This window comes from Nocardioides sp. YIM 152588 (assembly GCF_040191335.1).
In the GTDB taxonomy this organism is placed as follows: domain Bacteria; phylum Actinomycetota; class Actinomycetes; order Propionibacteriales; family Nocardioidaceae; genus Nocardioides.
This window is the reverse complement of sequence record NZ_JBEGDJ010000058.1, coordinates 1-26,554: the sequence shown is the minus strand read 5'-3', so window position 1 is coordinate 26,554 and position 26,554 is coordinate 1. Positions and strand designations below refer to the sequence as shown.

General features: G+C 73.5%; 25 protein-coding genes. 9 read left to right on the top strand and 16 right to left on the bottom strand.

Going from position 1 to position 26,554, the window contains the following annotated elements; genetic code table 11:
* Window positions 1–157: 157 nt before the first annotated feature.
* From ABLM29_RS19285 to ABLM29_RS19275, 3 genes are read right to left on the bottom strand one after another with little or no spacing between them, the layout of a single operon-like run.
* Window positions 158–895, bottom strand: a complete 738-nt coding sequence (locus tag ABLM29_RS19285) for an aspartate dehydrogenase domain-containing protein (protein WP_349716166.1) — start codon at window positions 893–895, stop codon at window positions 158–160.
* An 11-nt stretch (window positions 896–906) separates the two neighbouring features.
* Complete coding sequence (locus ABLM29_RS19280; protein ID WP_349716165.1) at window positions 907–2,298, bottom strand: gamma-glutamyltransferase; 1,392 nt, start codon at window positions 2,296–2,298, stop codon at window positions 907–909.
* Between the two features lie 5 nt (window positions 2,299–2,303).
* The gene (locus ABLM29_RS19275; protein ID WP_349716164.1) at window positions 2,304–2,741 is read right to left on the bottom strand and encodes a VOC family protein; all 438 of its coding nucleotides are present in this window, start codon (window positions 2,739–2,741) and stop codon (window positions 2,304–2,306) included.
* A gap of 226 nt (window positions 2,742–2,967) precedes the next feature.
* Between ABLM29_RS19275 and ABLM29_RS19270 the strand changes: the two genes are divergently transcribed.
* Window positions 2,968–3,615, top strand: coding sequence for a GntR family transcriptional regulator (locus tag ABLM29_RS19270; RefSeq protein ID WP_349716163.1), 648 nt, complete (start codon window positions 2,968–2,970; stop codon window positions 3,613–3,615).
* A gap of 83 nt (window positions 3,616–3,698) precedes the next feature.
* Complete coding sequence (locus ABLM29_RS19265; protein ID WP_349716161.1) at window positions 3,699–4,097, top strand: nuclear transport factor 2 family protein; 399 nt, start codon at window positions 3,699–3,701, stop codon at window positions 4,095–4,097.
* Window positions 4,098–4,208: 111 nt separating this feature from the next.
* Here the strand turns inward: ABLM29_RS19265 and ABLM29_RS19260 are convergent, their stop codons facing one another.
* Genes ABLM29_RS19260 through ABLM29_RS19250 form a run of 3 tightly spaced genes read right to left on the bottom strand, consistent with a single transcriptional unit; the run spans window position 4,209 to window position 9,763 of the window.
* Window positions 4,209–5,891 (bottom strand): NAD(P)/FAD-dependent oxidoreductase, encoded by a 1,683-nt coding sequence (locus tag ABLM29_RS19260; RefSeq protein WP_349716160.1) that lies wholly within the window; start codon window positions 5,889–5,891, stop codon window positions 4,209–4,211.
* On the bottom strand, window positions 5,869–7,341 hold the full coding sequence (locus ABLM29_RS19255) for a sensor histidine kinase (RefSeq protein ID WP_349716159.1): 1,473 nt from the start codon (window positions 7,339–7,341) through the stop codon (window positions 5,869–5,871). The genes ABLM29_RS19260 and ABLM29_RS19255 overlap by 23 nt, the downstream gene beginning before the upstream one ends.
* Complete coding sequence (locus ABLM29_RS19250) at window positions 7,331–9,763, bottom strand: hybrid sensor histidine kinase/response regulator (RefSeq protein ID WP_349716158.1); 2,433 nt, start codon at window positions 9,761–9,763, stop codon at window positions 7,331–7,333. Before ABLM29_RS19250 ends, ABLM29_RS19255 begins: the two co-directional genes overlap by 11 nt.
* A gap of 150 nt (window positions 9,764–9,913) precedes the next feature.
* Between ABLM29_RS19250 and ABLM29_RS19245 the strand changes: the two genes are divergently transcribed.
* From ABLM29_RS19245 to ABLM29_RS19225, 5 genes are all read left to right on the top strand, one after another.
* Window positions 9,914–11,593, top strand: a complete 1,680-nt coding sequence (locus tag ABLM29_RS19245) for a glycoside hydrolase family 13 protein (RefSeq protein ID WP_349716157.1) — start codon at window positions 9,914–9,916, stop codon at window positions 11,591–11,593.
* 155 nt (window positions 11,594–11,748) lie between these two features.
* Complete coding sequence (locus ABLM29_RS19240; protein ID WP_349716156.1) at window positions 11,749–13,023, top strand: ABC transporter substrate-binding protein; 1,275 nt, start codon at window positions 11,749–11,751, stop codon at window positions 13,021–13,023.
* Window positions 13,020–13,937 (top strand): carbohydrate ABC transporter permease, encoded by a 918-nt coding sequence (locus ABLM29_RS19235; protein ID WP_349716155.1) that lies wholly within the window; start codon window positions 13,020–13,022, stop codon window positions 13,935–13,937. Before ABLM29_RS19240 ends, ABLM29_RS19235 begins: the two co-directional genes overlap by 4 nt.
* The gene (locus ABLM29_RS19230; protein ID WP_349716154.1) at window positions 13,934–14,773 is read left to right on the top strand and encodes a carbohydrate ABC transporter permease; all 840 of its coding nucleotides are present in this window, start codon (window positions 13,934–13,936) and stop codon (window positions 14,771–14,773) included. The genes ABLM29_RS19235 and ABLM29_RS19230 overlap by 4 nt, the downstream gene beginning before the upstream one ends.
* A gap of 28 nt (window positions 14,774–14,801) precedes the next feature.
* Window positions 14,802–15,989, top strand: coding sequence for an ABC transporter ATP-binding protein (locus ABLM29_RS19225; RefSeq protein WP_349716153.1), 1,188 nt, complete (start codon window positions 14,802–14,804; stop codon window positions 15,987–15,989).
* Between the two features lie 39 nt (window positions 15,990–16,028).
* On the opposite strand, the gene ABLM29_RS19220 is transcribed toward ABLM29_RS19225, so the two are convergent.
* From ABLM29_RS19220 to ABLM29_RS19190, 7 genes are all read right to left on the bottom strand, one after another.
* Complete coding sequence (locus ABLM29_RS19220; protein ID WP_349716152.1) at window positions 16,029–16,883, bottom strand: chromosome partitioning protein ParB; 855 nt, start codon at window positions 16,881–16,883, stop codon at window positions 16,029–16,031.
* Window positions 16,883–17,566, bottom strand: a complete 684-nt coding sequence (locus tag ABLM29_RS19215) for a metallophosphoesterase family protein (RefSeq protein ID WP_349716151.1) — start codon at window positions 17,564–17,566, stop codon at window positions 16,883–16,885. The genes ABLM29_RS19220 and ABLM29_RS19215 overlap by 1 nt, the downstream gene beginning before the upstream one ends.
* Before the next feature lie 65 nt (window positions 17,567–17,631).
* Window positions 17,632–18,672, bottom strand: coding sequence for an App1 family protein phosphatidate phosphatase (locus ABLM29_RS19210; RefSeq protein WP_349716150.1), 1,041 nt, complete (start codon window positions 18,670–18,672; stop codon window positions 17,632–17,634).
* Window positions 18,673–18,681: 9 nt separating this feature from the next.
* Entirely contained in the window at window positions 18,682–20,316 is a 1,635-nt protein-coding gene (locus tag ABLM29_RS19205; RefSeq protein ID WP_349716149.1) for an MFS transporter, read from the bottom strand.
* Between the two features lie 95 nt (window positions 20,317–20,411).
* Window positions 20,412–22,031: a glycerol-3-phosphate dehydrogenase/oxidase gene (locus tag ABLM29_RS19200; RefSeq protein ID WP_349716147.1), complete on the bottom strand. Its 1,620-nt coding sequence runs from the start codon at window positions 22,029–22,031 to the stop codon at window positions 20,412–20,414.
* On the bottom strand, window positions 22,031–22,858 hold the full coding sequence (locus ABLM29_RS19195; protein WP_349716146.1) for a phosphotransferase family protein: 828 nt from the start codon (window positions 22,856–22,858) through the stop codon (window positions 22,031–22,033). The genes ABLM29_RS19200 and ABLM29_RS19195 overlap by 1 nt, the downstream gene beginning before the upstream one ends.
* The gene (locus ABLM29_RS19190) at window positions 22,855–23,529 is read right to left on the bottom strand and encodes a class II aldolase/adducin family protein (protein WP_349716145.1); all 675 of its coding nucleotides are present in this window, start codon (window positions 23,527–23,529) and stop codon (window positions 22,855–22,857) included. Before ABLM29_RS19190 ends, ABLM29_RS19195 begins: the two co-directional genes overlap by 4 nt.
* Window positions 23,530–23,582: 53 nt before the next feature.
* On the opposite strand from ABLM29_RS19190, the gene ABLM29_RS19185 reads away from it, so the two are divergent.
* Window positions 23,583–24,215, top strand: a complete 633-nt coding sequence (locus ABLM29_RS19185) for a TetR/AcrR family transcriptional regulator (protein WP_349716143.1) — start codon at window positions 23,583–23,585, stop codon at window positions 24,213–24,215.
* Between the two features lie 61 nt (window positions 24,216–24,276).
* Entirely contained in the window at window positions 24,277–24,651 is a 375-nt protein-coding gene (locus ABLM29_RS19180; protein WP_349716142.1) for an STAS domain-containing protein, read from the top strand.
* 34 nt (window positions 24,652–24,685) lie between these two features.
* Here ABLM29_RS19180 and ABLM29_RS19175 read toward each other — a convergent pair whose 3' ends face one another.
* From ABLM29_RS19175 to ABLM29_RS19165, 3 genes are all read right to left on the bottom strand, one after another.
* Window positions 24,686–25,009, bottom strand: coding sequence for a cupin domain-containing protein (locus ABLM29_RS19175; protein ID WP_349716141.1), 324 nt, complete (start codon window positions 25,007–25,009; stop codon window positions 24,686–24,688).
* 81 nt (window positions 25,010–25,090) lie between these two features.
* The gene (locus tag ABLM29_RS19170; protein WP_349716140.1) at window positions 25,091–26,053 is read right to left on the bottom strand and encodes a hypothetical protein; all 963 of its coding nucleotides are present in this window, start codon (window positions 26,051–26,053) and stop codon (window positions 25,091–25,093) included.
* 198 nt (window positions 26,054–26,251) lie between these two features.
* A partial coding sequence (locus ABLM29_RS19165; protein ID WP_502889279.1) for a helix-turn-helix domain-containing protein occupies window positions 26,252–26,554 on the bottom strand: 303 nt, incomplete at its 5' end.

Here is a 26,554-nt window from a genome sequence, read left to right as displayed (position 1 = left end):
CCGGTCCCGCCGCACGCCCGGATCTCCGCACCGGTGCCGGCGAGCGCCTCGCGGACCCGGGCCTGGGTCCGGTGCTCCTCACCGGACAGCTCCGGATGACGGTGCAGGTCCTCGTAGAGCGCCTGGGCGATGCCCAGGAGCCAGGGGTCCGGAGCGCTCATCCCAGCACCACCGCTCCGGGCCCGACACCGACGGCCAGTGCGGCCAGGGTCTCGAGCACCGACCAGGCGGTGATCCGCGACGTGCGTCCCCCGGAGGCGTCGTCCACCGCGTTGACGAACGACAGCTCGTAGCGTCCGACGGGCGAGTCGAAGGTGACCACGTGCCGGGTCTGCTCGGCAGTCGGATCGGCGACCACCACCACCTCGACCCGGTCGAGACCGACGGTCGCGAACGCGAGCGCGACCGAGGAGTTGGACGTGCGCGGGAACGCCCGCGCCGCCTCGCGGGCGGAGCCGCGGAAGACCTCGCGGGGCTCGCCGATGGGCTCGGTCACGCCGAGCGCGGCCGGCCGCTTGACCGTGGTGTGCCGGACCGTCGCGTGGTCGGCGCCCGCCCGGGTGGCAGCGGTCAGGACGTCGAACCCGCCCAGCGCACCCGCCGGCAGCAGCACCCGGCCGGGGCCCGCGGCGAGCCGGTCCACCACGGCCGGATCCGCGAGGACACCGCAGGAGCACACCAGCACGTCGACGCCGGCCGCGACGGCGGCGGGCACGACGCAGCCCGCGGCTTCCACGGTGGTGGCCTCGACCAGGACGTCCGCGAGGTCCAGTGCGGCCGCCACCTCGGCGGGCGTGGACCTCGAGTCGAGCGTGGCGACCAGGGTGGCACCGTCGACCCCGCCCGCCGCGAGCGCCGAGGCCACCGCCGTGCCGATGGCACCGGTGCCGGCCACGGCGACCGCCTTCACGCCGCCACCGCCGCAGCGTCCCAGCGCGGGTCCGCCGCCGCGGCGACGCGATCGGGCGACCAACGCACGAGGGTGTGGCTGGAGCGCGCCGTCAGGTGCGGCAGGTCCTCGCCCTCCCGGCGGACGGACCCGTCGCCCGACAGCTGGAAGCGCGGCGTCACCAGCGCATCGCCCAACGCCGCCTCCGCGGTGCCGTGGCGCAGCAGGTGCTGGAGCAGGCCGACGTTCCAGGGCACCTGCTGCTCGCCGCCCGGCGTCGCGCCGAGCAGCCAGCCGCCGTCGCCCTCGGCCGTGGGCATCCCCCAGGCGTGCAAGGTCGTGAGTGGCCGCCGCCCCGGCGTCGGCGCGTTCGGGTGGTCGGCGCGGAAGGTGAATCCGCGGCCGGCGCGGTTCGACAGGACGAGGTCGAGGTCCTCCACGACCAGCCCGCTGCCGAACTGCGGGAAGGAGTTCGAGTGCACGAGGACGACGGCGTTGCCCTCGGCGTCGGCGGCAGCGACCGTCGAGGTCCCCTCCGCGCCGACCGGCTCCCCCCGGGACTGGCGCGCCAGCGAGTCGGCCACCACGGCAGGGGTGAGCTCGTCGGCGTCCCGCCCGCCGAGCGCATCGGCGAGTGCGGCACCGTACGTCGGCGCCCGGGTCGCCCACAGAGGGCCGCGGGCCGAGGTGGTCCGGAGCGCCGGCTCCTCCAGCACCTCGACGGACCGCAGGTCCTCGACGGTCAGCACGCCGCCGGCCCGGGCGACCCGCTCGGCGACGGTCCGTCCGAGGTCGCCGTGGAAGAGGTCGGCGCCGAGGTCGGCGAAGGCCTCGAGCAGGTGCGCCATCCGCGGGAGCCGGACCACCTCGCCGGCCGCGCGCGGGCCCGACGCGGGCGCGAAGACGCAGCCCTGCGGCTGGTGCGAGCGCAGCAGCTCCGCCGACTCGTGGGCGAGCAGCTCGGTCAGCGGGGACCAGATGATCCCGCGTTCGGCCAGGGCCCGAGCCGGCGCGACCAGCCGCTCCCGGCCGAGTCGTCCGTAGGACGCCAGCGCGTCGTACCCGGCCGGTGCGCCCGGCACCCCGACCGACAGCCCGCCGGTCGGGGCGACCCGCCAGTCCTGGGCCTCCGCCGCCGCGTACAGCCCGGCGGCAGCGCCCCCGAGCGCGATCAGCGACGAGGGCGTGTCCTTCCCCGCGCGGCGCACGAGCGCCACCACGTCACCGGCGAGCCCGCACTTCGAGGGCAGCGCGACGGTCTCCGCGAGAGCCGCCGAGACCACGGCGTCGAAGGCGTTGCCGCCGCTGTGCAGCGCCGCGAGGCCGATGCCCGCGGCCGTGCGCGATCCGGCAGCGACCGCGCCGAGCGTGCCGGTGGTGACGGCGCGTCGCGCCAGGGGACGGGACACCGGGATCAGGCCTCTACCTGCGACGGGCCGTAGTGGCGCAGCTCGATCGTGTTGCCGTCCGGGTCGGCCACGTAGACCAGGTCGGCCGGGCCGCGGGCGCCCCAGCGGCGGTACGGGCCGTCGATGACCTCGAAGACGCCCGACTCCTTCAGCGCCACCAGGTCCGTGGGCTCGATGTCCACGGCGAAGTGGGAGAGGTTCGTGCCGGTGGCCTCCCGACGCGCGTCCAGGTCGATGATCTGGCCGGGGCAGATCTCCACGGACGGGAAGGGGACGGTGCCCGCGCGGAACTCCTCGAGCCGGTGCACGAGGAAGCCGAACTTCTCGACGTACCAGGCGATCGAGCGCTCCGGGTCCGTCACCCGGAGGACGATGTGGTCCAGCTGCTTCACGTTGACGACCCCGGCGCCGGTCGCGGGGATGGAGGTATAGGTAGCGGTCATATGGATGTTGTATCCAGAATACGTTTCACTGGACCTCGCCTGCGGTGAACGGCGTGTTTCACAACGGCGTTGTGCGTCCTCAACAGCGACAACAGGGGCGCGGGACGCTACCGGCCGGGCGCGGCATGGCCTACATTGACCGCAGCGTGGCCCATGAGCGCCACCCCCAACCTAGGTATGGGGTATCCAATCGCCCTCCGTCGAGGGCAGCGAAAGGCGGTCCAAGATGACCTCGGTGGGCACCCGCCACCGCTCACTCCGCGATGAGACCGTCGACGAGCTGCGGCGGCTGATCCTCAGCGGCGAGGTGGCCCCGGGCGAGCGCCTGAGCGAGCTCGCCATCTCCGAACGACTGGGGGTCTCGCGCCTGCCGGTGCGCGAGGCGTTCCGCCGGCTGGAGGCCGAGGGCCTGCTGGAGTCCCTCCCCCGACGCGGGGTCAGGGTCGTCGAGCTCGACAGCGACGAGCTGGCCACCGTGCGCGAGGTCCGGGTCGCACTCGAGATGATCGCGGTCCGGCAGACGATCGAGCGCGACGACCCGGAGGTCATGGCGCGGCTGAGCGACTACCTCGACGAGGGCGAGAAGGCCGTCGGCGCGGGCGACCGGGACGCGCTGGGCCGGCTCAACGACAGCTTCCACGAGCTGCTCAGCACGGGCACCGGGTCCCGCTTCCTGGCCGACACCCTCCGCGCCGTCAGGAACCAGGCCCACCACCTGGTCGGCGGCGTGAGCGGCGCCGTCGAGCCGTCCTGGAGCGAGCACGCCGCGATCGTCCGGGCGACCCTGGACCGCGACGTCGAGCTCGCCACGATGCTGATGCGTCGCCACCTCGCCGACCGTCACGCGCACCAGGGCGGTCCGCGCCCGGACTGACGCGGACGCGGCCGGCGGCCTACGATCGCACTGGCTCGCCCGTCGGGCCGACCACCCGACCGCCGACCCGACTGCGAGGCACTGTGACCACCTTCCGCGAAGCCGTCGAGAGCAAGGACCTGGACGCCGTCGAGGCGATGCTCGCCGACGACGTCGTCTTCCGCAGCCCGGTCGCGTTCTCGCCCTACCCCGGCAAGGCCATCACCATCGCCATCCTGCGGGCCGTGGTCGAGGTCTTCGAGGACCTGCACTACGTCCGGGAGATCCGCGAGGGCGCCCACCACGCGCTGATGTTCGAGGCCGGCGTCGACGGGTTGGCGATCACCGGCTGCGACTTCCTCGTGTACGACGAGGACGGGCGGATCGTGGACTTCATGGTGATGGTGCGGCCGCTCAAGGCCGCGCAGGCGCTGGCCGCCCGGATGGCCGAGCGCTACCCCGACATCCAGGCCGCGGCCGCCGCCTGGGCCGCCGCCCAGTGAGAGCGCGAGTCGGCACAAACTGACGCGCCGGTCTGGACCGATCCGGGCGAGTCGGCAGGAAGTTTCTGCCGACTCGGGGCACCCGGGCCGTCAGTTTGTGCCGACTCGCGTTCAGCCGGTCAGGACCTGGTGCACGAACTGCACCGCGACCGACCCCTCGCCGACGGCTGAGGCGACCCTCTTGACCGAGGCGGCGCGCACGTCGCCGACGGCGAAGACGCCGGGCAGGCTGGTCTCGAGCAGGTAGGGGTCGCGCTCCAGCGCCCAGCGGTCGGCACCCAGCGCAGGTCCGGTCGGGATGAAGCCCAGCTCGTCCGTCACCACCGCGTCGGCCAGCCAGTCGGTGCGCGGCTGGGCGCCGATGAAGACGAACATCCCGCGTGCCGCGAGCACCTGCTCGCCGTCGGGCGTGCTCAGGTGGACCCGCTCCAGCTGGACCGCGCCGTCGACCCGGGTGACCGTCGACCCGGCCTGCACGCGGATGTTCGGAGCGGCCTCGATGCGGTCGACCAGGTACCGCGACATCCGCGCCGCGAGGTCGGCGGCGCGGACCACGATCACCACCTCGTCGGCGAAGCCGGCCAGGTGGAGCGCGGCCTGGCCGGCCGAGTTCGCCCCGCCGACCACCACCACGCGCTCGCCGGCCATCGCGGGCGCCTCCGTCGAGGCGGCGCCGTAGTAGACGCCGGCGCCCGTGACGGCCTCGACCCCGGGGACGTCCAGCCGCCGGTACTCCACACCGGTCGCCACGATCACCGCGCCGCCGTGCAGCTCGCTGCCGTCGTCCAGGAGGACGACGCGGTAGGGGTCCTCGGCGCGCAGCCCGCAGGCCCGGTGCGGCGCGACCAGGGTCGACCCGAACCGCCTGGCCTGCGCGAACGCCCGGCGGGCCAGCTCCGAGCCGGAGATGCCCTGGGGGAACCCGAGGTAGTTCTCGATCCGCGAGCTGAGCCCCGCCTGACCGCCCGGCGCCTCGGCCTCGACCACGATCGTCCGCAGCCCCTCGGTGGCCCCGTAGACGGCCGCCGCCAGCCCGGCGGGGCCGGCGCCGATCACCACCAGGTCGTAGTGGTCGACCTCGGCGCGCTGCCCCAGCCCCAGGCGCTCGGCGACCTCCGTGACGCTCGGATCGGCCAGCACCTCGCCGTCCTCGAGCACCACGGCCGGCAGCCGCACCCCGTCCGCGCGCAGCGCCGCCAGCAGCGGGCCCGCGTCGGGCCCCGCGGGGTCGACCCAGCGGAACGGGACCTGGTTGCGGGCCAGGTAGTCGCGCAGCCGGTACGACGGCGCCGACCACCGGTCGCCGACCACCCGCAGCCCGGGCTCCAGCCGGGTGCGCGTCGCGTGCCAGGACTCCAGCAGCTCGTCGAGCACCGGGTAGAGGCGCTCCTCGGGCGGGTCCCACGGCTTGAGCACGTAGTGGTCCAGCCCCACCTCGTTGATCGCCGAGATGGCCGCGTCGGTGTCGGCGTACGCCGTCAGCAGCACCGAGCGCAGGTCCGGCTGGAGCTCCTTGGCGCGCGCCAGCAGCTCGGTCCCGGTCAGCCCGGGCATCCGCTGGTCGGCGACGACCAGCGCCACGACCGAGCCCCGGCGCGTGATCCGCTCGACGGCCGCCAGCGCCTCGGGGCCCCCGCCGGCGGTGACCACGCGGTAGCGGTCGCCGTAGCGGGCGCGGACGTCGGCGGCGACCGCGTCCACCACGGGCGGGTCGTCGTCGACCACGACGATGCTCGGCGGCTGGGCGCGGTCGACACGCTCCGCGGCCTGCTCAGGGGTCTGGTGGGCTGCCATCGGCTTCCTTCGGGGAGCGCTCCGGGGAGCGGAGGGGAAGCCACACGGTGAAGGCCGTGCGGCCCGGGGCGGACTGGACCGTCAGGCGCCCGCCGTGGACGTCGGTGACGATCTGGTGGGCGACGTTGAGACCGAGGCCGGTCCCCTGCCCGGGCGGCTTGGTGGTGACGAACGGGTCGAACACGTCCGCGAGGAGCTCCGGGGCGATGCCGCCGCCGTCGTCCGCGACGACGACCTCGACCCCGCCGGCGGCCGGGCGCACCCGCACCGTGATCCGACCCTCGTCGCCGACCGCGTCGAGCGCGTTGTCGACGAGGTTCGTCCACACCTGGTTGAGCTGGCCGCCGTAGGCCTCGATCCGGGGCACCCGCTCGCCGAGGTCGCGCTCGATCCGGACGCCCGCGGGGACCTTGTGGGCCAGGATCGTCAGCGTGTCCTCGATCCCGGTGCGGACGTCCACGTCCTGCTGCGGCGCCCGGTCCAGGTAGCTGTAGCGGCGCAGCGCCGAGGTCAGCCCGGCCATCCGCTCGACGCTGGTCGCGATCCGCCAGACGGCCGCGCGGACCTCCGCCCGCACCCGCAGCCACTCGGTCGCCAGCACCGGGTCGGCCGGGGTGTCGAGCGCGCGCTCCACCACGTCACCGTCGAGCCCGGCGCCGGCCAGCTCGTCGGCCAACCGCCACGCCTCCGGTACGCCGCGAGCCGCGAGCGCCGCCTCGACCGCATCGACGCGCTCCGACTGGGGGCGGCCGGCGCCCGGCGCACCCGGGCCGTCCTGGTAGCCGAGCGCCGCGGTCGCGGCGGCGACCAGCTCGGAGCAGTGCGGGTCGGCGGCGATCATCGGCATCAGCTCGTCGGCGCGGACGACCGCCTCGCGGAGCCGTCGGCTGGAGGCGAGGGCGGCGGCGGCCGGGTTGTTGAGCTCGTGACCGAGACCGGCGCTGAGCCGGCCCAGCATCGCGAGGCGCTCCTGCTGTCGCAGCGCGAGCTCCTGGCGGAGGTAGTCCTGCTCCAGCCGGCGCAGCCGCTGCTGCTCCAGCGCGGTCCGCAGCCGGACGCGCAGCAGCGCCGGCTCGAACGGCTTGGGCAGGCAGTCGATGGCGCCCATCCCGATCGCCCGCGCGACGTCCTCGGTGGCCTCGCTGGCGGAGACCACGAGGACGGGGATCCGCCGCAGGGCCGGGTCGGCGCGCATCGCCTCCAGCACCCCGAACCCGTCCAGGTCGGGCATCACCAGGTCGAGCAGCACCATGTCCACCGGCTGCTCCGCCAGCACGCGCAGCGCCTCCCGGCCGTCGGCGGCCTGGAGCACGCGGTGCCCCTCCCGCTCGACGCCGCGCGCCAGCGCCACCCGCGGGATCGTGGTGTCGTCGACCACCAGCACGGTGGCGGGCTCGCTCCCCGGCGCGCCGTCCGGGCCGGGCGCCGTCGCCGACGGCTCACCAGTCATCGAGGACCTCCAGCGCTCCGGTGGCACGGGTCACGGACGCGGCGAGGATCCCCAGGAGGCGCTCGACCTCCCCGGGCGGGCTCCCGTCGACGGCCGCCTCGAGGGCGGCGGCGTCGCGGGCGACCTCGAGGGCGCCGAGGCTCGCCGCGCTGGACTTGAGGCTGTGCGCGTGGCGGCGGGCGGCCTCGTGGTCGTCGGGCCAGGCCCGTCCGGCCGCGGCGACCAGACCCTCCGCCTCGGCCGGGAACGCCGCGACCAGCGACGCCACCAGGGCCCGGTCCCCGGTCAGGTCGACCAGCCGCCGCAGGGCGGCGGTGTCGATCACCGCCGCCGCGCCGGCCACGGGCCCGCCGGCGCCCTGCACCGGGCTCGGCCGCACCCGGAGGTGGGCGAGACGGAGGGCGTCCAGCAGCTGCGCCGGCCGGATCGGCTTCCCGACGTGGTCGTTCATGCCCGCCGCGGCGACCGCCTCGCGGTCCTCGTCGGTGGCGTTCGCGGTGACCGCGATGATCCAGGGACGCTCGCCGATCTCCGCGCGGATCCGGCGGGCGGCGGCGAGGCCGTCGAGACCGGGCATCTGGACGTCCATCAGCACCACGTCGATCGCGGGGGCGCCGGTCGGGTCGGCGGCGCCCTCGGCGACCGCCGCGACCGCGGCGAGGCCGTCGTCGACGAGCACCGGCGCGTAGCCGAGCCGCTCCAGCACCCGGCTGAGCAGCCGCTGGTTGGTGGGGTTGTCCTCGGCGACGAGGATCCGCAGCGGGTGGTCCCGGGCGAACCCCTCGTCCAGCACGCTCCCGGCCGCGCCGCCGGGCGGGTGCCCGCCCTCCCCCGTGAGCGCCCGGGCCAGCGCGTCGCGGAGCGCGGAGCGCCGGACCGGCTTCGTCACCGTCGCCGCGGCGGAGCCGGCGTCCGGCGGCTCCGCCCCCAGCCGCGTCAGCAGCACCGCCGGCACCCCCGTGGCGGCGGGTGTCCGTCCGCCGTCGTCGGCCACCACGACGTCGGCGGAGGCGTCCGCGGCGCCCGCCGCCACCGGTTCCATCCCCCACGAGCGGAGCAGTCCCTCCACGAGCCGCCGGTCGACGGGGTGCACGACGTCGACCACGGCGCGCCGCCCGGCCAGCGGCTCCTGGAGGGACCGTTCCGCGCCCGAGGACACCGGCGCGGCCGGGATGGTGAAGGAGAAGGTGGAGCCGACTCCGACCTCGCTGTCGACGGAGATCGTGCCGCCGAGCAGGCCGACGATGCGCTGGCTGATCGCCAGCCCGAGGCCGGTCCCGCCGAAGCGGCGGCTCGTGGAGGCGTCCACCTGGGTGAAGGAGTCGAACAGCAGGGCGGCGGCGTCGTCCGGGATGCCGATCCCGGTGTCGTGGACGGAGAAGCGGAGGCGGTCCCCGGGCTCGGCGACGGCGACCAGGCAGACCTCGCCGGACTCGGTGAACTTGACCGCGTTGGAGAGCAGGTTCACCAGCACCTGACCGAGGCGGTGCCCGTCGGTGAGGATGCGGTCGGGGGCGTCGGGCGCGACGTCGTACACCAGGTTCAGCCGCTTCTGCGCCGCCAGCGGCGCCACCACGTCGAGGCTCGACTCGACGACCTGGCGGAGGTCGGTGGGGCCGCGCTCGATCTCCAGCCGGCCGACCTCGACCTTGGAGAAGTCGAGGACGTCGTTGATCGTCGCCAGCAGGACCTCCGCGCTGTTGCGCACCGAGGCCAGGTACTCCGCCTGCTCGCCGTCCAGGTCGGTCGTGGCCAGCAGGCTGCTCATCCCGATCACGGCGTTCATCGGGGTGCGGATCTCGTGGCTCATGTTGGCCAGGAACTCGCTCTTGGCCCGGGTCGCGCCCTCGGCCTCGCGCCGGGCCTCGCGCTCGGACTCCACCAGCCCCTCCACCTGGCGGGAGTAGCGGACGGTGACCAGCCAGGCGACCAGCGTGACCCCCACGATGTCCATGAAGAAGAACGTGGCGACCCAGTGCGGACCCATGTCGACCGCGTCCAGCCGCCCCTCGAGCAGCGCCGCGGCCAGCGCCAGCACGGCGTAGGCGACGAACCAGGCGGCCGCCCGCCGCGCGCCGTGGGCGAGCAGCGCCGCGATCGGGGCGATCAGCGACCACAGCATCACGGCGCCGGAGGCCTGGAAGCCGCCCAGGTCGAGCATCAGCAGCCACGGGATGAGCAGGCTGAGCAGCAGCTGCAGGTCCAGCGCCAGCGTCCACCCGAGACGTGAGAACGCCCAGAAGTTGGCGATCGCGAGCAGCGTGTAGGACCACGGCCAGAGCGCCGCGCCGGGGACGCCGGCGAAGACGTACATGAAGCCCCAGATGCCGCCGGCGATCGCCATCGGCGCGATCGCCACCCGGTCGGCGCGGAGCGTGGACAGGCCCGCAGCGTCGGTGCCCGCCGCCGCCGCGCCGCTCATGGGGACCACGATACGGCGACCCGGCCGCGGGTCCAGCCCCTCGCGGCGGAGCGGTTCACCGGTCTGGACCCCGGCGCCCCGCTCGCCCTCGACGGGACCACCGAGCTTCGACATGATCGAGGCCGGAACCGCGGAGCAGGGAGGCGACGCATGGCAGAGCAGCCGGCCGGGAACCACCAGCGGCAGTGGTGGCGGGACGCAGTGATCTACCAGATCTACCCACGGTCCTGGGCGGACGCCGACGGCGACGGGCTCGGCGACCTGCCGGGGATCACGGCGCGGCTCGCCCACGTCGCCGACCTCGGTGCCGACGCCGTGTGGCTCTCGCCGTTCTACACCTCCCCGCAGAACGACGCCGGGTACGACGTGGCCGACTACCGGGACGTCGACCCGCGCTTCGGGACGCTGGCCGACGCCGACGCGCTGCTGGAGCGCGCGCACGAGCTCGGGCTGCGGGTGCTCTTCGACCTGGTGCCCAACCACTCCTCGAGCGAGCACCCGTGGTTCGTCGAGGCGCTCGCCTCGCCGCCGGGCAGCCCGGCCCGCGCCCGGTACGTCTTCCGGGACGGCGGCGGGGCGGACGGCGAGCTGCCGCCGAACAACTGGCTGAGCAACTTCGGCGGCCCGGCCTGGACCCGGGTCACCGAGGCCGACGGGCGGCCCGGCCAGTGGTACCTGCACCTGTTCGACGTCACCCAGCCCGACTTCGACTGGACCAACCCCGAGGTGGCCGACGAGATGGAGTCGGTGATCCGGTTCTGGCTGGACCGGGGCGTGGACGGCTTCCGGATCGACGTCGCGCACGGGCTGGTCAAGGTGCCCGGCCTGCCGGACGTGCCGCCGGACGCCGCCGCGCTGCGCACCGAGCGCACCGGCGCGCTGCCGATGTGGGACCAGCCCGGCGTCCACGACATCTACCGGCGCTGGCGCTCGGTCACCGACTCCTACGCCGTCCCGGGCGAGGACGCCGACCGCATCCTGTGCGGCGAGGCGTGGGTGTGGCCGACCGAGGCGCTGGCCCACTACGTCCGCGCCGACGAGCTGCACCAGACCTTCAACTTCGGCTTCCTGACCGCCCCGTGGATCGCGGACGAGCTGCGCGAGGAGATCACCGCGTCGCTGGCCGCCGTCGCCGAGGTGGGCGCCCCGCAGACGTGGGTGCTCTCCAACCACGACGTGGTGCGGCACGCCTCCCGGCTCGGGTTCGCCCCCGTGCCCGGCCCGCTGCACATGGGCGGCATCGGCCCCGGCGACCCGCAGCCGGACGCCGAGGCCGGGCTGCGGCGCGCCCGCGCGGCCACCACCGTGATGCTGGCGCTGCCCGGCTCCGCCTACCTCTACCAGGGCGAGGAGCTCGGCCTGCCCGAGGCGACCGAGCTGGCCGACGAGGTCCGGCAGTGCCCGCACTGGCTGCGCTCGGGCGGTGCCGACCGGGGCCGCGACGGGTGCCGGGTCCCGGTGCCGTGGGAGGCCGACGCGCCGTCGTACGGGTTCGGGCCGGCGGACAACGCCTGGCTGCCCCAGCCCGCGGCCTACGGCGAGCTCGCCGTCGACCGCCAGGCCGGGGTGGAGGGCTCGACGCTGGAGCTCTACCGCGCGCTCCTCCGGGTCCGCCGCGACCTCGGGATCGGGCTCGGTGACCTCACGTGGCTCGACCTCGGCGAGGACGTGCTGGCCTTCGAGATCGGTACGCCGGACGGCGGTCCGGTGCGGGTGGTGGCCAACCTCGGCGCCGCCCCGATCCCGCTGCCGGCGGGCGATCTGCTCGTCGCCAGCGCCGCTCCGGTCGACGGCCTCCTGCCCGTGGACGCGGCCGCCTGGATCCGCTGAATCCGACCTTCCCCGACGGCGCAACCTCCGGCGGGTAACGACTTCGCAAAGTCGGAGTGGCCTGTTGCGGTCTAGTCCGTGTAGGGCCTACGTTCGAATCAGATGTGACGACCATCACATGCCCGGCCGATTCGATTCGGAGGAGGCACCACCTGATGCGACACCCCGGTCACGAAGCGAGACGGAAGGCCTACGCAGCCCTCGGCATCGCAGCCTTCGCACTCGGCGGACTCGCCGCGTGCGGCGGCGACGACAACGGCGTACCCGTGATCAACCTCTACGGCGGCGCCTCTGCCGCCGGCTTCGACAAGATCATCGCCGACTGCAACGAGCAGGCGGGCGGCGAGTACGAGATCGTCGGCAACCTGCTGCCCAGCGACGCCGACGGCCAGCGCGAGCAGATGGTCCGCCGCCTCGCCGCCCAGGACGACAGCATGGACCTGCTCGGCATGGACGTCACCTGGACGGCCGAGTTCGCCGAGGCCGGGTGGATCCGTGAGATCACCGGCGACCAGGCGGCCGCGGCCACCGAGGACACGCTGCAGCCGACCATCGACACCGCCACGTGGGACGACAAGCTCTACGGCATCCCGAAGCACACCAACGTCCAGATCCTCTGGTACCGCAAGTCGCTCGTACCGGAGGCACCGACGACGTGGGAGCAGGTGGTCGAGCAGGCTCAGAAGCTCGCCGATGAGGGGAAGCCGCACATCATCGGCATGACCGCGGCGCAGTACGAGGGCTACGTGGTCGTCTTCAACACGATCCTCGCCTCGCTCGGCGGCACCCTCGTCAACGAGGACAGCAGCGCGCCGACCGTCGACGACAAGACCGTGGAGGCGCTGGACATCCTCAGCAACTTCGCGACCAGCGACCTGGCCAGCAAGTCCCTGGGGAACAGCCAGGAGCCCGAGGTCTTCGCCCAGATGCAGAACGGCGAGGCGGCCTTCATCGTGAACTGGCCCTACGTCCTGTCGGCGATGCGGCAGGCCGACCCGGAGATCGCCAAGGACCTCGGCTTCGCACGCCTCCCCGAGTTCGAGGGCGGCCAGGATGCCCGGGCCACGCTCGGCGGGATGAACTACGCGATCAGCGAGTACAGCAAGCACCCCGACGAGACCTACGACGCCGCGATGTGCCTGCGCTCCCCCGAGCACCAGCTGCAGACCGCGCTGGAGTCCGGTGACCCGCCGGTGGCACCGAGCGTCTACGAGGAGCCGGAGTTCCAGGACGCCTACCCGATGTACGAGGTGATGCTGGACGAGCTGGAGACCGCGGTGCCGCGACCGGTGACGCCGCTCTACCAGAACATCTCGACCATCGTCTCCACCACGCTCTCGCCGCCGACCTCGATCGACCCCCAGCAGACGGCCGACGACCTCGAGAGCTCCATCCAGGACGCGATCGACGGGAAGGGGATCCTGCCGTGAGCACCACCACCGAGGCCGAGGCCGACATCAAGACCGCCAAGCGGCGGGCCAGCGAGGGGAAGCGGGACGAGGCGCGTCTCGGGATGATGCTGGTCGCGCCGGCGGTCATCGTGATGCTCGCCGTGGCCGCCTACCCGATCCTCTACGCCATCTACCTCTCGTTCTTCCGGGCGGACCTGCGAACGCCCGACGCCAACGAGTTCATCTGGTTCGACAACTACGTCACCGTGCTCAGCAGCAGCATCTGGTGGCAGGCCTTCGGCGTGACGATGTTCCTGACCATCGTCGGTGCCACGCTCGAGCTCGCGTTCGGCATGGCGCTGGCCGTGGTCATGCATCGCACACTGATCGGCCGCGGCATCGTCCGCACCTCGGCACTGGTCCCCTACGGCATCGTGACCGTGGTGGCCGCGTTCTCCTGGCGGTTCGCCTGGACCCAGGGCATCGGCTGGCTGGCCGGCGACAGCGCACCACTCACCGAACGTTGGCCCTCGCTGTGGATCATCGTCCTGGCCGAGGTCTGGAAGACGGTGCCGTTCATGGCGCTGCTGCTGATGGCCGGCCTCGCGCTCGTCCCCGAGGACCTGCTCAAGGCGGCCTCGATGGACGGGGCCAACGCCTGGCAGCGGTTCTGGCGGATCACGGTGCCGCTGATCAAGCCCTCGATCCTCGTCGCACTGCTCTTCCGCACGCTCGACGCGTTCCGCATCTTCGACAACATCTACGTGCTGACCAACGGCGCGAACGACACCTCATCGGTCTCGATCATCGCCTACAACAACCTGATACGGGGGCTCAACCTCGGCATCGGATCCACGATGGCGGTGCTCATCTTCCTCACCACCGCCATCATCGCGTTCCTGTTCGTCAAGCTCTTCGGCGCGGCGGCGCCGGGACAAGGAGAGGCACGATGACCGCCGCAACGGAGACCACGGGCAAGAAGTTCGGCTGGGCCGCCGCGGACCTGGTCGTCCTGCTCTACGCGTTCATCCCCGTCGTCTGGATCATCTCGCTCTCCCTCAAGGGTGACGACACCCTCAACGACGGCAACTACCTGCCGCGGAACCCGACGGGCGAGGCCTACTCGACGATCTTCCAGAACGACGACTTCATCCGGGCGCTGATCAACTCCATCGGCATCTGCCTCATCTCGACGTTCATCGCGCTGGTGCTGGGCACCATGGCCGCCTACGCCATCGCCCGGCTCGAGTTCCCCGGCAAGAGGACGATCGTGGCCACCGCGCTGCTGGTCTCGATGTTCCCGCAGATCGCCCTGGTCACCCCGCTGTTCAAGATCGAGACCGCGATCGGGATCTTCGACACCTGGCTCGGCCTGATCATCCCCTACGTCACCTTCGCGCTGCCGCTGGCGATCTACACGCTGTCGGCGTTCTTCCGGGAGATCCCCTGGGAGCTGGAGAAGGCCGCGAAGATGGACGGCGCGACGCCGTACCAGGCGTTCCGCAAGGTGATCGCGCCGCTGGCCATGCCCGGGGTGTTCACCACGGCGATCCTCGCCTTCATCGCCTGCTGGAACGACTTCCTGTTCGCCATCTCGCTGACCTCCACCAACAACGCCCGCACCGTGCCGGCGGCGATGTCCTACTTCACCGGCGCGACCACCTTCGAGAAGCCGACCGCCGCGATCGCCGCGGCCGCGGTCGTCATCACCATCCCCATCGTCATCTTCGTCCTGTTCTTCCAGCGCCGGATCGTCGCTGGGCTCACGTCGGGAGCGGTCAAGGGCTGACGCCCTGGCCCCAGGAAAGGAGCACCTCGTGGCAGGAATCGTCTTGGACCACGTCGTCAAGCGCTATCCCGACGGGGCACTGGCCGTCGACGACTTCAACCTGGAGATCGAGGACGGCGAGTTCATCATCCTGGTCGGCCCGTCCGGGTGCGGGAAGTCGACCACCCTCAACATGGTCGCCGGCCTGGAGGACATCACCTCCGGAGAGCTCAAGATCGACGGCACCGTCGTCAACGACAAGGCGCCCAAGGACCGCGACATCGCGATGGTCTTCCAGTCCTACGCCCTCTACCCGCACATGACCGTGCGGGAGAACATGGCGTTCCCGCTCGTGCTCGCCGGCGTCGACAAGGCGACGATCGGCCAGAAGGTCGACGAGGCCGCGAGCCTGCTGGAGCTCAACGCCCACCTCGACCGGAAGCCCGCCAACCTCTCCGGTGGCCAGCGGCAGCGGGTGGCGATGGGCCGCGCCATCGTGCGCAGTCCGAAGGCGTTCCTGATGGACGAGCCGCTGTCGAACCTCGACGCGAAGCTGCGCGTGCAGATGCGGACCCAGGTGTCGCGGATCCAGAAGACCCTCGGCACCACGACCCTCTACGTGACCCACGACCAGACGGAGGCGATGACGCTCGGCGACCGTGTCGTGGTGATGCGCGGCGGCGTGGTCCAGCAGGTCGGCTCGCCGACCGAGCTCTACCAGCGGCCCGCGAACCTCTTCGTCGCCGGCTTCATCGGCTCCCCGTCGATGAACTTCCTGCCCGCGACGATCGCGGGCGACAGCCTCGACTGCGGGCTGGGCAAGATCCCGATGCCCGACCGGGTGCGCCGCGCGGTCGAGGGCTCGAAGGGGCGCGACGTCATCATCGGGCTCCGTCCCGAGCACTTCGAGGACGCCGACCTCGGCGGCGGCGGCGGCAAGCCGACCTTCAAGGTCGACATCGACGTCGTCGAGTCGATGGGCTCCGACATCTACGCCTACTTCAACGTCCGCGGCACCGAGGCGCATGCCAGCGACCTCGACGAGCTCGCCAAGGACGCCGGGCAGGAGATGCACGGCGACGGCATCCAGGTGACCGCCCGCCTCGACGCGGCGTCGCAGGTCGCGGAGGGCGCCGAGGCCTCGCTGGCGGTCGACACCGAGAAGATGCACGTCTTCGACGCCAGCTCCGGAGCCAACCTGACCGTCGAGAAGGCCGGGGCGCACGCGGCCACGTAGGGCGACAGGGACGACAGGGGGCGCAGGCCCCGCCGCCGGTCACCGGCGGCGGGGCCTGCCCCTCTCCGCGACCAGCTGCATCACCTCGCGGCTCCACTCGTGCTCGCGGATGAGCCGGTAGCGCTCGTGGGAGACGCGGATGTAGGCGTCGGCGCCGGTCTCGTCGCTCCCGCGCACGCCCGCCTCGTCGACCAGCTCCAGCACCTGCGTGTACTCCTCGTCGAACCAGCGCCGCGCCATCGTCGGCTTGTCGAAGTAGGCGCCCTCGCGGTGCATGAGGCGGCACGCCCAGGCCTCGATCATCTCGGCGAGCCGGTGGTAGTCGGTCGGGTCGCTGCAGTTGATCTCCGCCCGTCGCCGCCCGGTCAGCGGCACCCGCTGCAGGAAGCGCAGGCCCCAGTTCTTGCCGTCCAGGTCGCGCTTGCCGCCGATCCCCTCGGTCGAGATCACCGTCTGGACCTCGGTCACGTCCGCCTCGATCGCGGCGCCACCCAGCGCCCGCGCCACCGACACGCGGTGATGGCCGTCGCGGACGAAGTACAGGTCGCCGAGCTGGTAGACGTCGATCGGCGGGAACGAGGTGCCGGTGCGCGCCTTGAGGGCCATCCGCTCCCAGCGCTCGCGGCTGCGGTTCGAGGTCGGCCGGAAGCGACGGTCGAAGTCGCGCACCTTGTCCACGGAGCCGACGATCGCGTCCAGCGGGATCTCCCGCAGGCCGACGTGGCGCGCGCCGCGCCTGCCCAGCGCCTCGACCACCTCGGAGAACGACAGCGTCTCCCCGCTGTCGTCGGCGTCGCCGCGCAGCCGGTGCGCGAGCGCGGAGAGGCTGGCCTGGCGGCGGGCCCGCAGGAAGTCGCTCTCGGCGTCGGCGCGGGGGAATCCGCTGTCCCTCATCACTCGACCATTCTGCCCGCGCGCGCACGACCGGCCGCCTGGCGCGGCTCGATCTCGAACATCCGCCACGGGATCACGTTGCCGATCGTGGTGGCGCCGAGCCGGCGGTCCGGCTGGGCATGCCCGTAGGGATGGATGTGGCCGTGCAGGTGCCACGTCGGGGAGAGGATCTCGATCGCGTCGCGGAGCGCCTCGATGCCCACGTGCGGCCGGTCGTCGCCGTCGCCGAGACCGAACGGCGGCGCGTGGGTGAGCAGTACGTCGACGGGGCCCGCGCGCCGCGCGCGGCGGGCCAGCCGGCGGGCGAGGCGCCGGTACTGGTGCTGGGTGTACTGGTGCGGTCCCTCGCGGTAGCGCACGCAGCCGCCGAGGCCGGCGATCCGCAGTCCGGCGAGCTCGAGCACCGTGCGGTCGGCGTTGAGCGCGCCGTGCGGGCGCGGCGCGTCGCAGACGATGCCGTCGCACACGTAGGTGCCGTTGCGGGCCTGCTTCACCCGCGGGATCGCCGGCTCGTGGTTGCCGGGCACGAACGCCACCGGCGCGTCCACGGCCGAGGCCACGTACTCCACGTAGTCCCAGGTCAGGTCGCCGGCGGAGAGGACGAGGTCGGGCGCCAGGTCCCGCAGCGCCTGGGCATGCAGGTTGGGCGCCTCCTCGTCGGCGATGGCGAGCACGCGGACCATCGTCCGACTGTACGCCGCGCGAGCGGGACAGAGTGACGCAGCCCACATTCTCTGGCGGCGGGCGGTCAGGCCCGCCCGGCCAGCAGGCCGATGGAGGCCGCGTGCCGGCGTACCGCGTCGCTGTCGGCGGCGAGCACGAACGGGACGTCCTCGTCCCAGCCGTCCGTCGCCGCCTCGACGCGGCCGTCCCCCGGGTCGAGCCGCACCTCGCGGATGTAGACCGCGCGGATGCGGCCCGGGTGGCGGCGGACGGTGTCGGCGTAGATCGCCGGGTCCTTCTCGCCGGAGTCGCCGATCAGCACGAACGGCAGGCCCGGGTGGCGGGCCAGGACCTCGTCGATCCGGTCCCGCTTGGGCGCCCGGCCGGCCGCGGTGCCGATCAGGTCGCGCAGCAGCAGCGGGCCGAGCGGGAAGCCCCGGTGCTCCAGGAACGCCACCAGGAAGGAGTGCAGGTTCCACGGGCTGGAGGAGACGTAGAAGAACGGGTTCGCGCCGTCCTCGAGGTCGCGGTAGAGCTCGGCGGCGCCCGGGAACGGCGTGCGGGTCAGCGCGGACCCGGTCAGCGTGTTGCGCAGCATCCGGCCGACCCGCTGCACGCCCGTCTCGAGGATGGTGTCGTCGACGTCGGAGATCACCCCGAACCGGGCGGCCGGTCCGGGGATGCGCACCATCAGGGGCGTGCGGTCGCCGGGCTCCAGGCCGCGGTACGGCTCCGCGAGCTCCACCCACCCCTCGACCCACGGGCCGGTCCAGGAACCGTCCGGCGGCCCCGGCGCCAGGTCCGCTCGGAAGTAGCCCTCGTCGTCGCTGACCGCCTCGACCTCCGCGTCGCCCACACGGATCCGCAGCGGCACGCCGGGCAGCTCGTCGGTGAGGAACTGGCCGACGCTGCGCCGGATCGCGGCGCCGATGCTCTCCCCCTCCAGCGCGGGCGACGGCGGTGGGTTGTCGAGGACGCGGCCGCGGACCACGACCCCGGCCGCCGATCCGTGCCCGAGGTAGGTCTCGATCCGGAACCGGGCGGGTGGCTGGTCGGCGCGCCGGCTGCGGCGCCGCCGGTCCCACCACCGCTCCGCCTCGACCAGCATCCGTTGCCCGCGTCCCACGGGCCCAACCTAGGGGACGTCGCGCAACGCCGGTGAGCCCGGCTGCCGCGTCGGCAGGCGGCCGGTGGAGAAGAGCGCGAGCAGGGCCAGCAGGGCGAGCACGCCGAGCGCGTTGCGCAGCCCGTCGAGCCGGGAGGCGGCGTTCTCGTCGATGATCGCGTCGGCCGTCGAACCGGTCACGCCGGCGTCGTCGAGCGCCCCGGCCAGCGCGTCGTCGGGGATGAACGAGATGCCGCCGGCAAGATCGACCTCCGCCTGGGAGGCGAGGTCCGCGGGCACGGCGTCGTTCTCCTGGATGCCGGTCAGGAACGAGGAGGTCAGCGCGCCGACGAGCACGGCGCCGGCCAGCGCCGTACCGATCGACGCGCCGAGGTTGGTCAGCGTGTTCTGCAGCCCGCCGACCTCGCCGCTCTGCTCGTCCGGCACCGCGGAGACGGTGACCGCGCCGAGCTGCGAGGCGAGCGCACCGATGCCCAGGCCCGCGAGCAGGAGCGGCCCGGTGACGACCTCCGGCCCGGCGCCGAACTCCAGGGCGCCCATCAGCACCACGATCCCGGCCAGCAGGGCGGCGAACCCGAGTCGCACCACCCGCCGGGGCGAGGCATCGGGGAAGAACCTCGGGATGCCCACCGCGCCGAGGAGCAGCGTCAGGGACAGCGGCATGATCCGCACACCGGTCTCGACGGCGGAGAGCCCGAGCGCGACCGAGAGGAAGAGCGGCACGCAGAAGAAGAGGCCCGCCTGGAGCAGGTACTGGAAGAAGAACGACGTCAGCCCGCCCCGCAGCCGGGGGATCCCGAGCAGGTCGGGGTCCAGCAGCACGGGCAGTCCGCCCGCGATCCGGCGCCGCTCCCAGGAGAGGAACCCGCCCAGCACCAGGCCGCCGCCGAGCACCAGCCAGATCACCGGGGAGAGGCCGATCCAGGTCGGCGCCTCCGGCTTGGCGAGGATGAGGCCCCACGAGCCGGAGCGGAGGATCCCCAGCACGACGAGCGCCAGGCCGGTCGCGGAGAGCACCGTGCCGACCAGGTCCAGCCGCCCCGGCTCCGCCGGGTTCTCGGCCATCCGGCCGGTCAGCAGCAGGATGCCGAGGACGATCACGACCTCGCCGACGAAGACCCAGCGCCAGGACGCGTACGTCGTCAGCAGGCCGCCGATCAGCGGGCCCGCGGCGACGGCGATCGCGCCGGCGGCCGCCACCAGCCCGTAGGCGCGGGGCCGCTCCGCGGCGCCGAAGTTGGAGGCGACCAGCGCCACCACCGCGGGCATGATCAGCGCCGCGCCGACCCCCTCGAGGATGGACCAGCCGATCAGGAGGACGAAGAGGTTGGGGGCCAGCGCGGTGGTCGCCGACCCGACGCCGTAGACCAGGCAGCCCAGCACGAACGCGCGCTTGCGGCCGATCTTCTGGCCGATCCGGCCGCCGGTGATCATCAGCGACGCCATCACCAGCGTGTAGAGGGTGATCGCGGTCTGGACGCCGGTCACGTCGGTGCCCACGTCCTCGGCGACGGTCGCGATCGAGACGTTCATGACCGAGCTGTCGAGGGTCATCAGGAACTGCGCCGACGCCAGCGTCAACAGGACGGTCGACGAGCCGGCCACCGCCGCAGCGGTCCCCGCCCTGGTGCCCTGGTCGCCCATCCCGTGCCCCGGCCCGCCGCCGCGCCGGCCTCCTGTCCGTCAGCCGATCATGCCGCCGGGGCGCGGGACCGGGGAAGGGACCTTCGGCACCGCCTTCAGCGCTGCCAGGGCAGCGTGAGCCGCGCGTGGACGTCACGCACCTCGGCGTCGCGCCGCGCGTCGTCCCACCCGAGCTCGACACCCACGACCTCGGCGACGAGCTCGAGGACGTCGAGGCCGGGGTGGCCGAGCGTGCCCAGGCCGGTGCGGCGCAGCAGCACGTCGGCGAGCGTCCGCGCGGACTCGTGCCGCGCGGCGACCACCGCCTGGGCGAGGATCTCGCCGTCCGCGTCGAGCGGACCGCCGAGGGCGGCGTCGGTACGGGCCAGGGCCAGCACCGCGTCGTGCTCGGTGCCGTGGTGGCGGGCGAGGTGGCGGACGGTCTCCGGGGAGAAGTCGGGGTTGCGGGCGGTGCTGGCGGCGACGTACTCCTCGATCGGCCCGGTCGTGCACCCGTGCAGGCCGACGGCGTCGGTCCGCACCCTCGGTAGCCGGCGGCCCAGCTTCCGGGCCACCATCGGCAGCACGTGCTCGGCGAACGCGCGGCTGGTCGTGTACTTGCCGCCCGCGGCCGTGATCAGCCCCGCGATGCGACCGTGCTCGGCGTCCTCGTGGTCGATCACCTCCGCCCCCCGGGAGGCGTGGTAGGTGTCCTCACCAGCCTCCTCGGTGAGCGGGCGGAGGCCCCCGTACGCGTGCAGCACGTCGTCGAGGCCGAGGCGGACCGGCACCAGGCCGGAGCCGTTGACGACGGCCAGGAACTCCTCGACGCCCTCGGTGGTCAGGCGCCAGTCCGACGCCGCTCCGCGGTAGGCCCGCTCGGTCGGGCCGATCATGCTGTGGCCGCGCCAGGGCGCGGAGGAGAAGTGCCCGTGCGGGGTGACGTGGAGGGTCATCACATCGGTCAGGCGGCGGGTGATCAGGTAGATGCCCTCGGAGCGCACCGTCGGCGCCTCGCCCGCGCTGCCCTTGGTGAGGGGCGTCGTGGCCAGGGTGTCGAACGCCCAGGGGCCGGTGGCGTTGAGGACGACGCCCGCACGGATGTCGTGGACGTGCCCGCTCAGGCGGTCGAGGACCCGTGCGCCCACCACGCGGCCGCCATCGGTGAGCAGCTCCCCGGCCCGGGCATGGTTGGCCACCAGCGCGCCCGCGGCGGCCGCCGAGCGTACGAACGCCAGCGTGAGCCGCTCGGGGCTGATCATCAGGCAGTCGTGGTAGAGCAGCCCACCCTCGCCGTGGCGTCGGTGGCGCGGGATCCGCTTGGCGGGGTCGAGCACCCGGTTGCGGTCGAACGAGAGGGCGTCGTACGCCGTCAGGCCGGCGCGCATCACCAGGTCGGCGTCGGGGAGCACCGTCGGGTAGGTGTCGATCAGGTTCGGCGCGATGTTGCTCATCACGCGGCGCTCGCGCAGCGACTCGCGGACCAGCCCGACCTCGAATCGCTTGAGGTAGCGCAACCCACCGTGGATCAGCTTGCCGGTGGCCGCCGAGGTCGCGCCGCCGAAGTCGTCGGCCTCGACGAGCGCGACGCGCAGCCCGGAGACGGCCGCCTGGTAGGCGACGGCCGCGCCGGTGATGCCGCCGCCGACGACGAGCAGGTCGACCGGGGCCGGTCCCGTGGGCGACTCGGTGAAGCGGCCGATGGTGAACGGCACGGGACCGCGGTGGTCGGCCATCAGCGGGCACCGATCAGTGCGAGGAGCTCCGAGCGGAACCGGTCCCGCTCGGAGTCGATGTCCAGCAGCGCTATCCGCAGCACCAGCGCCGGGACCCGCCACGCGTCGATCTCGGCCATGGTCATGCCGGTGCGTCGCCTGTACTCACCGAGGTACGCGTCGAGCACCGTACGGCGCACGAAGCCCACGAGCACGCGCTTGAGCCACGGCGTACCAGGCCACAGCTCGGCGTCGCGGAGCAGCAGGACGGTCGCGGCGACGTCGGCGGCGGGGCTGCCGCGCAGGGTGGTCTGCCAGTCGATGACGACGTGCCCGGCGCCGTGCGCGAAGACGTTCTCGGTGTGGAAGTCCATGTGCAGCAGCCGGTCCCCCGCGGGCAGTGCGACGATCATCGCCGCCGCGGCGGCGCGCTGCTCAGGGCTGAGGAACTCCATCGGAGCGGAGTCGAGCGCCGCGACGGCGGCGGCGCGGACCTCCTGGAACCGCTCGGTCGCCACGTCGTGCAGCGTGGCGTGCTCACGGGCCAGGACGCGGGCGCCGGACCGCACCCTCAGCGGGTTGCGCTCGGCCTGACGGGTGAGCGAGTCGCCGTGGAGGCGGTCGAAGACCAGCCCCCTCAGACCGTCGACCTGGACCCGACCGTGGCACGGCAGCACGTTGGCCACCAGCCGCGCCGCCTCGGTGCTCGCCGCCAGCTCGGCGTCCACCAGGGCGTCGGGATAGGCCGGCGGGAAGACCTTCACCACCCGGTCCGGGTGGTCGGGCCACGCGTAGACGAGCGCGCTGCGTCCCGTCGCCAGCGGCTCGCCCAGGACGTCGGTGGTCACCGGCCCGCCTCCCGGGTCGTCCCGTAGCCACGCGCCAGCGCGGCCTCGATCACGGCCACCTGCTGGTCCTCGCTGAGGGTCCGGGGCGGTCGGCCGCTGCCGACGGCGGCGGCACGCCAGTAGAGGTCGGCCGCCCACTCCAGCAGCAGCGCGTTCTCGATCGCCCGGTCGAGGTCGCGGCCGAGCGCGACGGTGCCGTGGTGGGCGAGGATCGCGGCCTGGCGCCCCTCGAGGGCGACCCGGACGGCCTCGGCCAGTTCGGCGGAGCCGAACACGGCGAACGGGGCCACGCGGACGGCGCCGCCCAGCGCGAGCTGCTGGTAGTGCACGCACGGCAGCTCGTCGAGGACGAGGGAGAGCGAGGTCGCGACGACGGAGTGCGTGTGCACCACCGCTCCGCCACGGTCCCGCAGCACCCCGAGGTGGAGGTCGATCTCCGACGTCACCGCCAGGTCCCCGTCGAGGTGCTCGCCGCCGAGCGCGACAACGCTCACCTCCCGCGCCGTGGCCTCGCCCAGGACGACGCCGGTCGCGGTGACGGCCACCTCCGGCCCGGTCGGGCCGTCGAAGAGCAGGCTGACATTCCCCGCGGTGCCGATCAGGAGGCCCTCCTGGGCGAGCCGCCGGCTGGCCGTCGCCACGGCCGCGCGTGCGTGATCCCGGTCACTCATGGCTGTTATCGTGGTCAGACAACAAACCAAAGTCAACTTTGATTCGAGATCTCGTGACCACCACCCAGACCGACAGCGCCGCCCTCGCGACGGCACTGCGCCGGGTCCCGACACAGGCGCGCTCCCAGCAGAAGGTGGAGCGGGCCATCGCGGCCGCCCACGCACTGCTCGCCCGGGAGGGCGTCGATGCCGTCACGCTCCCCCGGGTCGCCGACGAGGCCGGGGTGTCGGTCGGCGCGCTCTACCAGTACCTGCCCGACCGCGAGGCGGTAGTGACGGCACTGTCCGCGGTCTACCACGCACGGCACGAGGCGCGGTTGGACGAGCTGATCGCCGCAGCCGCCGCGGGACCGCCCGAGGACCCGGTCGGCACGGTCCTCGACGCCGTCGCCCGGGTCTACCGGGAACAGGCGGGCACCCGGGCGCTGCGGGCCACCCTGCAGACGCTGGCCCACCTCGACCGGGCCCGGGCACACAAGGAGCGGATGGTCGCGAAGGTCCACCGGCTGCTGACGGTCGTCGGGCTCGTCGAAGCCGATGCGCCGGACCTGGTGGCGCGGACGGTCTTCTTCGCCGCGGACGGCGCGATGCACGAGGCGTTCGCGGCCGACGCGCGGGGCGACCGGGCACTGCTCGACGAGCTGACGACGATGCTGCGCGCCTACCTCGCGCCAGAACGCACCTGATCGCTGGTGTGAACCCGCCGCGGATGGGTAGGAGGCTACTCAACCGTCCGGAGGAGAAGACATGACCGGCAGCACCGAGGACCTCGCGGCTGAGGGACTCACCATCACCACCGACGACCGCGACGCGGCCACGGTGGTGACGCTCAGCGGCGAGTTGGACCTGATGTCCGCGGGCGCCGCCCGCGCCGCCATCGAGCGACCGCTCATCGACGGCGCCACGGCGCTCGTGGTGGACCTGACGCCCCTCGACTTCATCGACTCCTCGGGGCTCGGCGTGCTCGTCCGAACCCACAAGAAGGCCCGCGTGCTGCGCACGCCCTTCGCGGTCGTGTGCCCGCCCGGCACGGCCCACCGGCTGCTGTCGATCACCGGGCTGCTGCAGGCGCTGCGCGTGCACGAGACCCGCGCGGAGGCGCTGGCCTCGCTCGAGGAGTGAGCCGCGCGCGCCCGGCCCGCAGCGGCCGGGCGGATCAGGCCACGTAGACCTTGCGCAGGGTCTCGCGGATCACCCAGGTGGTCCTGTCCCCCGCGGCGAGGCGCACCGCCACACCGGGGGCGAGGTCGATCCGCTCGCCGTCCTCGAAGGTCACGGAGCCCGATCCCGACAGCACGACGAAGACCTCGTCGACCTCGACGTCGGTCACCGTGCCCGGGGTGATCTCCCAGACCCCGACCTCGGCGCCGGAGACGGCGCTGAGCGACCGCGAGCCGGCCGTCGGGGTGCCGTCGAGGACCGTGTCCGGGGCCACCGGGGTGGCGGGGATGTCGCTGGTGAGATCGAGAACGCGAGCCATGCGCCCATCGTCGCGGACGGCGGTCACGACACCGTCGCCGGGTCCGCGCGCGGGGCCCCGGCGGAGGGTCTGGGGCTTGCGCTAGGTCGCCGCGGGCGCCGGCTCGTCGGCGTACCAGTTGTCGGCGGTCTGCATCACCCAGAACACGAGGAAGAGCGCGATCAGCGCCGCCTCCAGCGCGAGCACCCAGTAGCGCCAGCCGACGAGCAGCTCGTACCCGCCGATGAGGACGACCGTGCCGACCATGGCGTAGCCGAGGAGCGCGTAGCGGTCGCTCAGCACCGCGCGCTTCCGCTGCTCGTCGGTGAGGCCGTCCCAGTAGCCGTCGGGCCGTGGGTTCCGGGGTGTCCCCCAGCGCGCGTGGAGGTAGGCGCACGCGAAGACCACCACGATGATCGACAGGAACAGCGCGATCGCCGAGACGTCGTGCGCCCGGGCGTAGAAGCCGTCCCGCCACCCGACGTACGCGCCCACGCCGACGACCCAGAAGAGGATGGCGAGCGCGAACGAGAGCAGGTAGGGGAAGCGCGGGCACGAGGGCGACATCGCCTCGCGCAGGTCGCCGAGCGCGCCGCGGCGCAGCCAGGCCATCACCGCCAGGCTCGCCCCGACGACCAGGAAGTAGGCCCACATGTTGTTGTCGACCGCCTCCTGCGCACCGGCGGCGACGGCCGCCGCCGGCTGACGCGCCAGGTCCAAGGGTCCGGCATCCATCTCGGCACCGGTCGCGGAGACGACGCTGCACCGGTTGGCCGTCGCAGTGGGCACGAAGGCGACGACGGGCGCGAACAGACCGGCCAGGTTCATGAAGGCGTCGTCGACCGGGCTCCGTCCCCAGATCGCGACGAGCGCGACGCCGATCGCCACCAGCGCGCCGACCAGCACCGCCCGCACGGGGGTGTAGTAGTACGCGCTGATCGAGGTCTGCAGGCACCGCGCGGTCGTCCACTCCAGGGCGAGCGAGGCGAACAGCCCGCCGGTCACCGCAACGATCGCCAGCCGCAGGTAGTTGTACGTCCGCCCCCGGACGTCGTTCTCGTCCACGCTCGCCTCCTCGTCGGGGCTCCCCACCACCGTCCTACGTCGGCCTCGCCGCGTCCAGGTGCGCGTGTGCGGTGGTGGTGGCGGGTCGTGTGCCTGACGTCCCTGGGTGGCGGGTCGTGTGCCTGAGACATCGCTATTCCGGGTCCTCAGGCACACGACCCCACTCCCGCGCCCCCGCCCACGCGGGGCCCCGCAGCTTCAGCCGGAGACGGCGGCCAGCACCGCCCGCGCCCGCTCCTGCACGGTGCCCAGGATCCGCTCGGTGGCGGCGACGTCGTCCGCGGGCAGGTCGCTCCAGAGCGGGGCCGTGAGCACGGCGATCCGCTGCTGCAGGCCCGACACCAGGTCCCGGCCGGCGGGCGTGAGCGCTCCGCCGGCGACGAGGCCGCGCCGGGTCAGGCCGGCGACGAGCTCCCCGGCGTCGGAGTAGCGCGCGCGGTCGGCGACCAGCGCGACCAGGCCGGGGTCCCCGCCGGCCCCGCCGGCCCCGCCGTCCCCGCC

Coding starts and splice junctions, on each gene's coding strand:
- ABLM29_RS19275 (WP_349716164.1), bottom strand. CDS start 2,741: ATGACCGCTACCTATACCTCCATCCCCGCGACCGGCGCCGGGGTCGTC.
- ABLM29_RS19270 (WP_349716163.1), top strand. CDS start 2,968: ATGACCTCGGTGGGCACCCGCCACCGCTCACTCCGCGATGAGACCGTC.
- ABLM29_RS19260 (WP_349716160.1), bottom strand. CDS start 5,891: ATGGCAGCCCACCAGACCCCTGAGCAGGCCGCGGAGCGTGTCGACCGC.
- ABLM29_RS19255 (WP_349716159.1), bottom strand. CDS start 7,341: ATGACTGGTGAGCCGTCGGCGACGGCGCCCGGCCCGGACGGCGCGCCG.
- ABLM29_RS19250 (WP_349716158.1), bottom strand. CDS start 9,763: ATGAGCGGCGCGGCGGCGGCGGGCACCGACGCTGCGGGCCTGTCCACG.
- ABLM29_RS19245 (WP_349716157.1), top strand. CDS start 9,914: ATGGCAGAGCAGCCGGCCGGGAACCACCAGCGGCAGTGGTGGCGGGAC.
- ABLM29_RS19240 (WP_349716156.1), top strand. CDS start 11,749: ATGCGACACCCCGGTCACGAAGCGAGACGGAAGGCCTACGCAGCCCTC.
- ABLM29_RS19230 (WP_349716154.1), top strand. CDS start 13,934: ATGACCGCCGCAACGGAGACCACGGGCAAGAAGTTCGGCTGGGCCGCC.
- ABLM29_RS19220 (WP_349716152.1), bottom strand. CDS start 16,883: ATGAGGGACAGCGGATTCCCCCGCGCCGACGCCGAGAGCGACTTCCTG.
- ABLM29_RS19215 (WP_349716151.1), bottom strand. CDS start 17,566: ATGGTCCGCGTGCTCGCCATCGCCGACGAGGAGGCGCCCAACCTGCAT.
- ABLM29_RS19205 (WP_349716149.1), bottom strand. CDS start 20,316: ATGGGCGACCAGGGCACCAGGGCGGGGACCGCTGCGGCGGTGGCCGGC.
- ABLM29_RS19200 (WP_349716147.1), bottom strand. CDS start 22,031: ATGGCCGACCACCGCGGTCCCGTGCCGTTCACCATCGGCCGCTTCACC.
- ABLM29_RS19190 (WP_349716145.1), bottom strand. CDS start 23,529: ATGAGTGACCGGGATCACGCACGCGCGGCCGTGGCGACGGCCAGCCGG.
- ABLM29_RS19180 (WP_349716142.1), top strand. CDS start 24,277: ATGACCGGCAGCACCGAGGACCTCGCGGCTGAGGGACTCACCATCACC.
- ABLM29_RS19175 (WP_349716141.1), bottom strand. CDS start 25,009: ATGGCTCGCGTTCTCGATCTCACCAGCGACATCCCCGCCACCCCGGTG.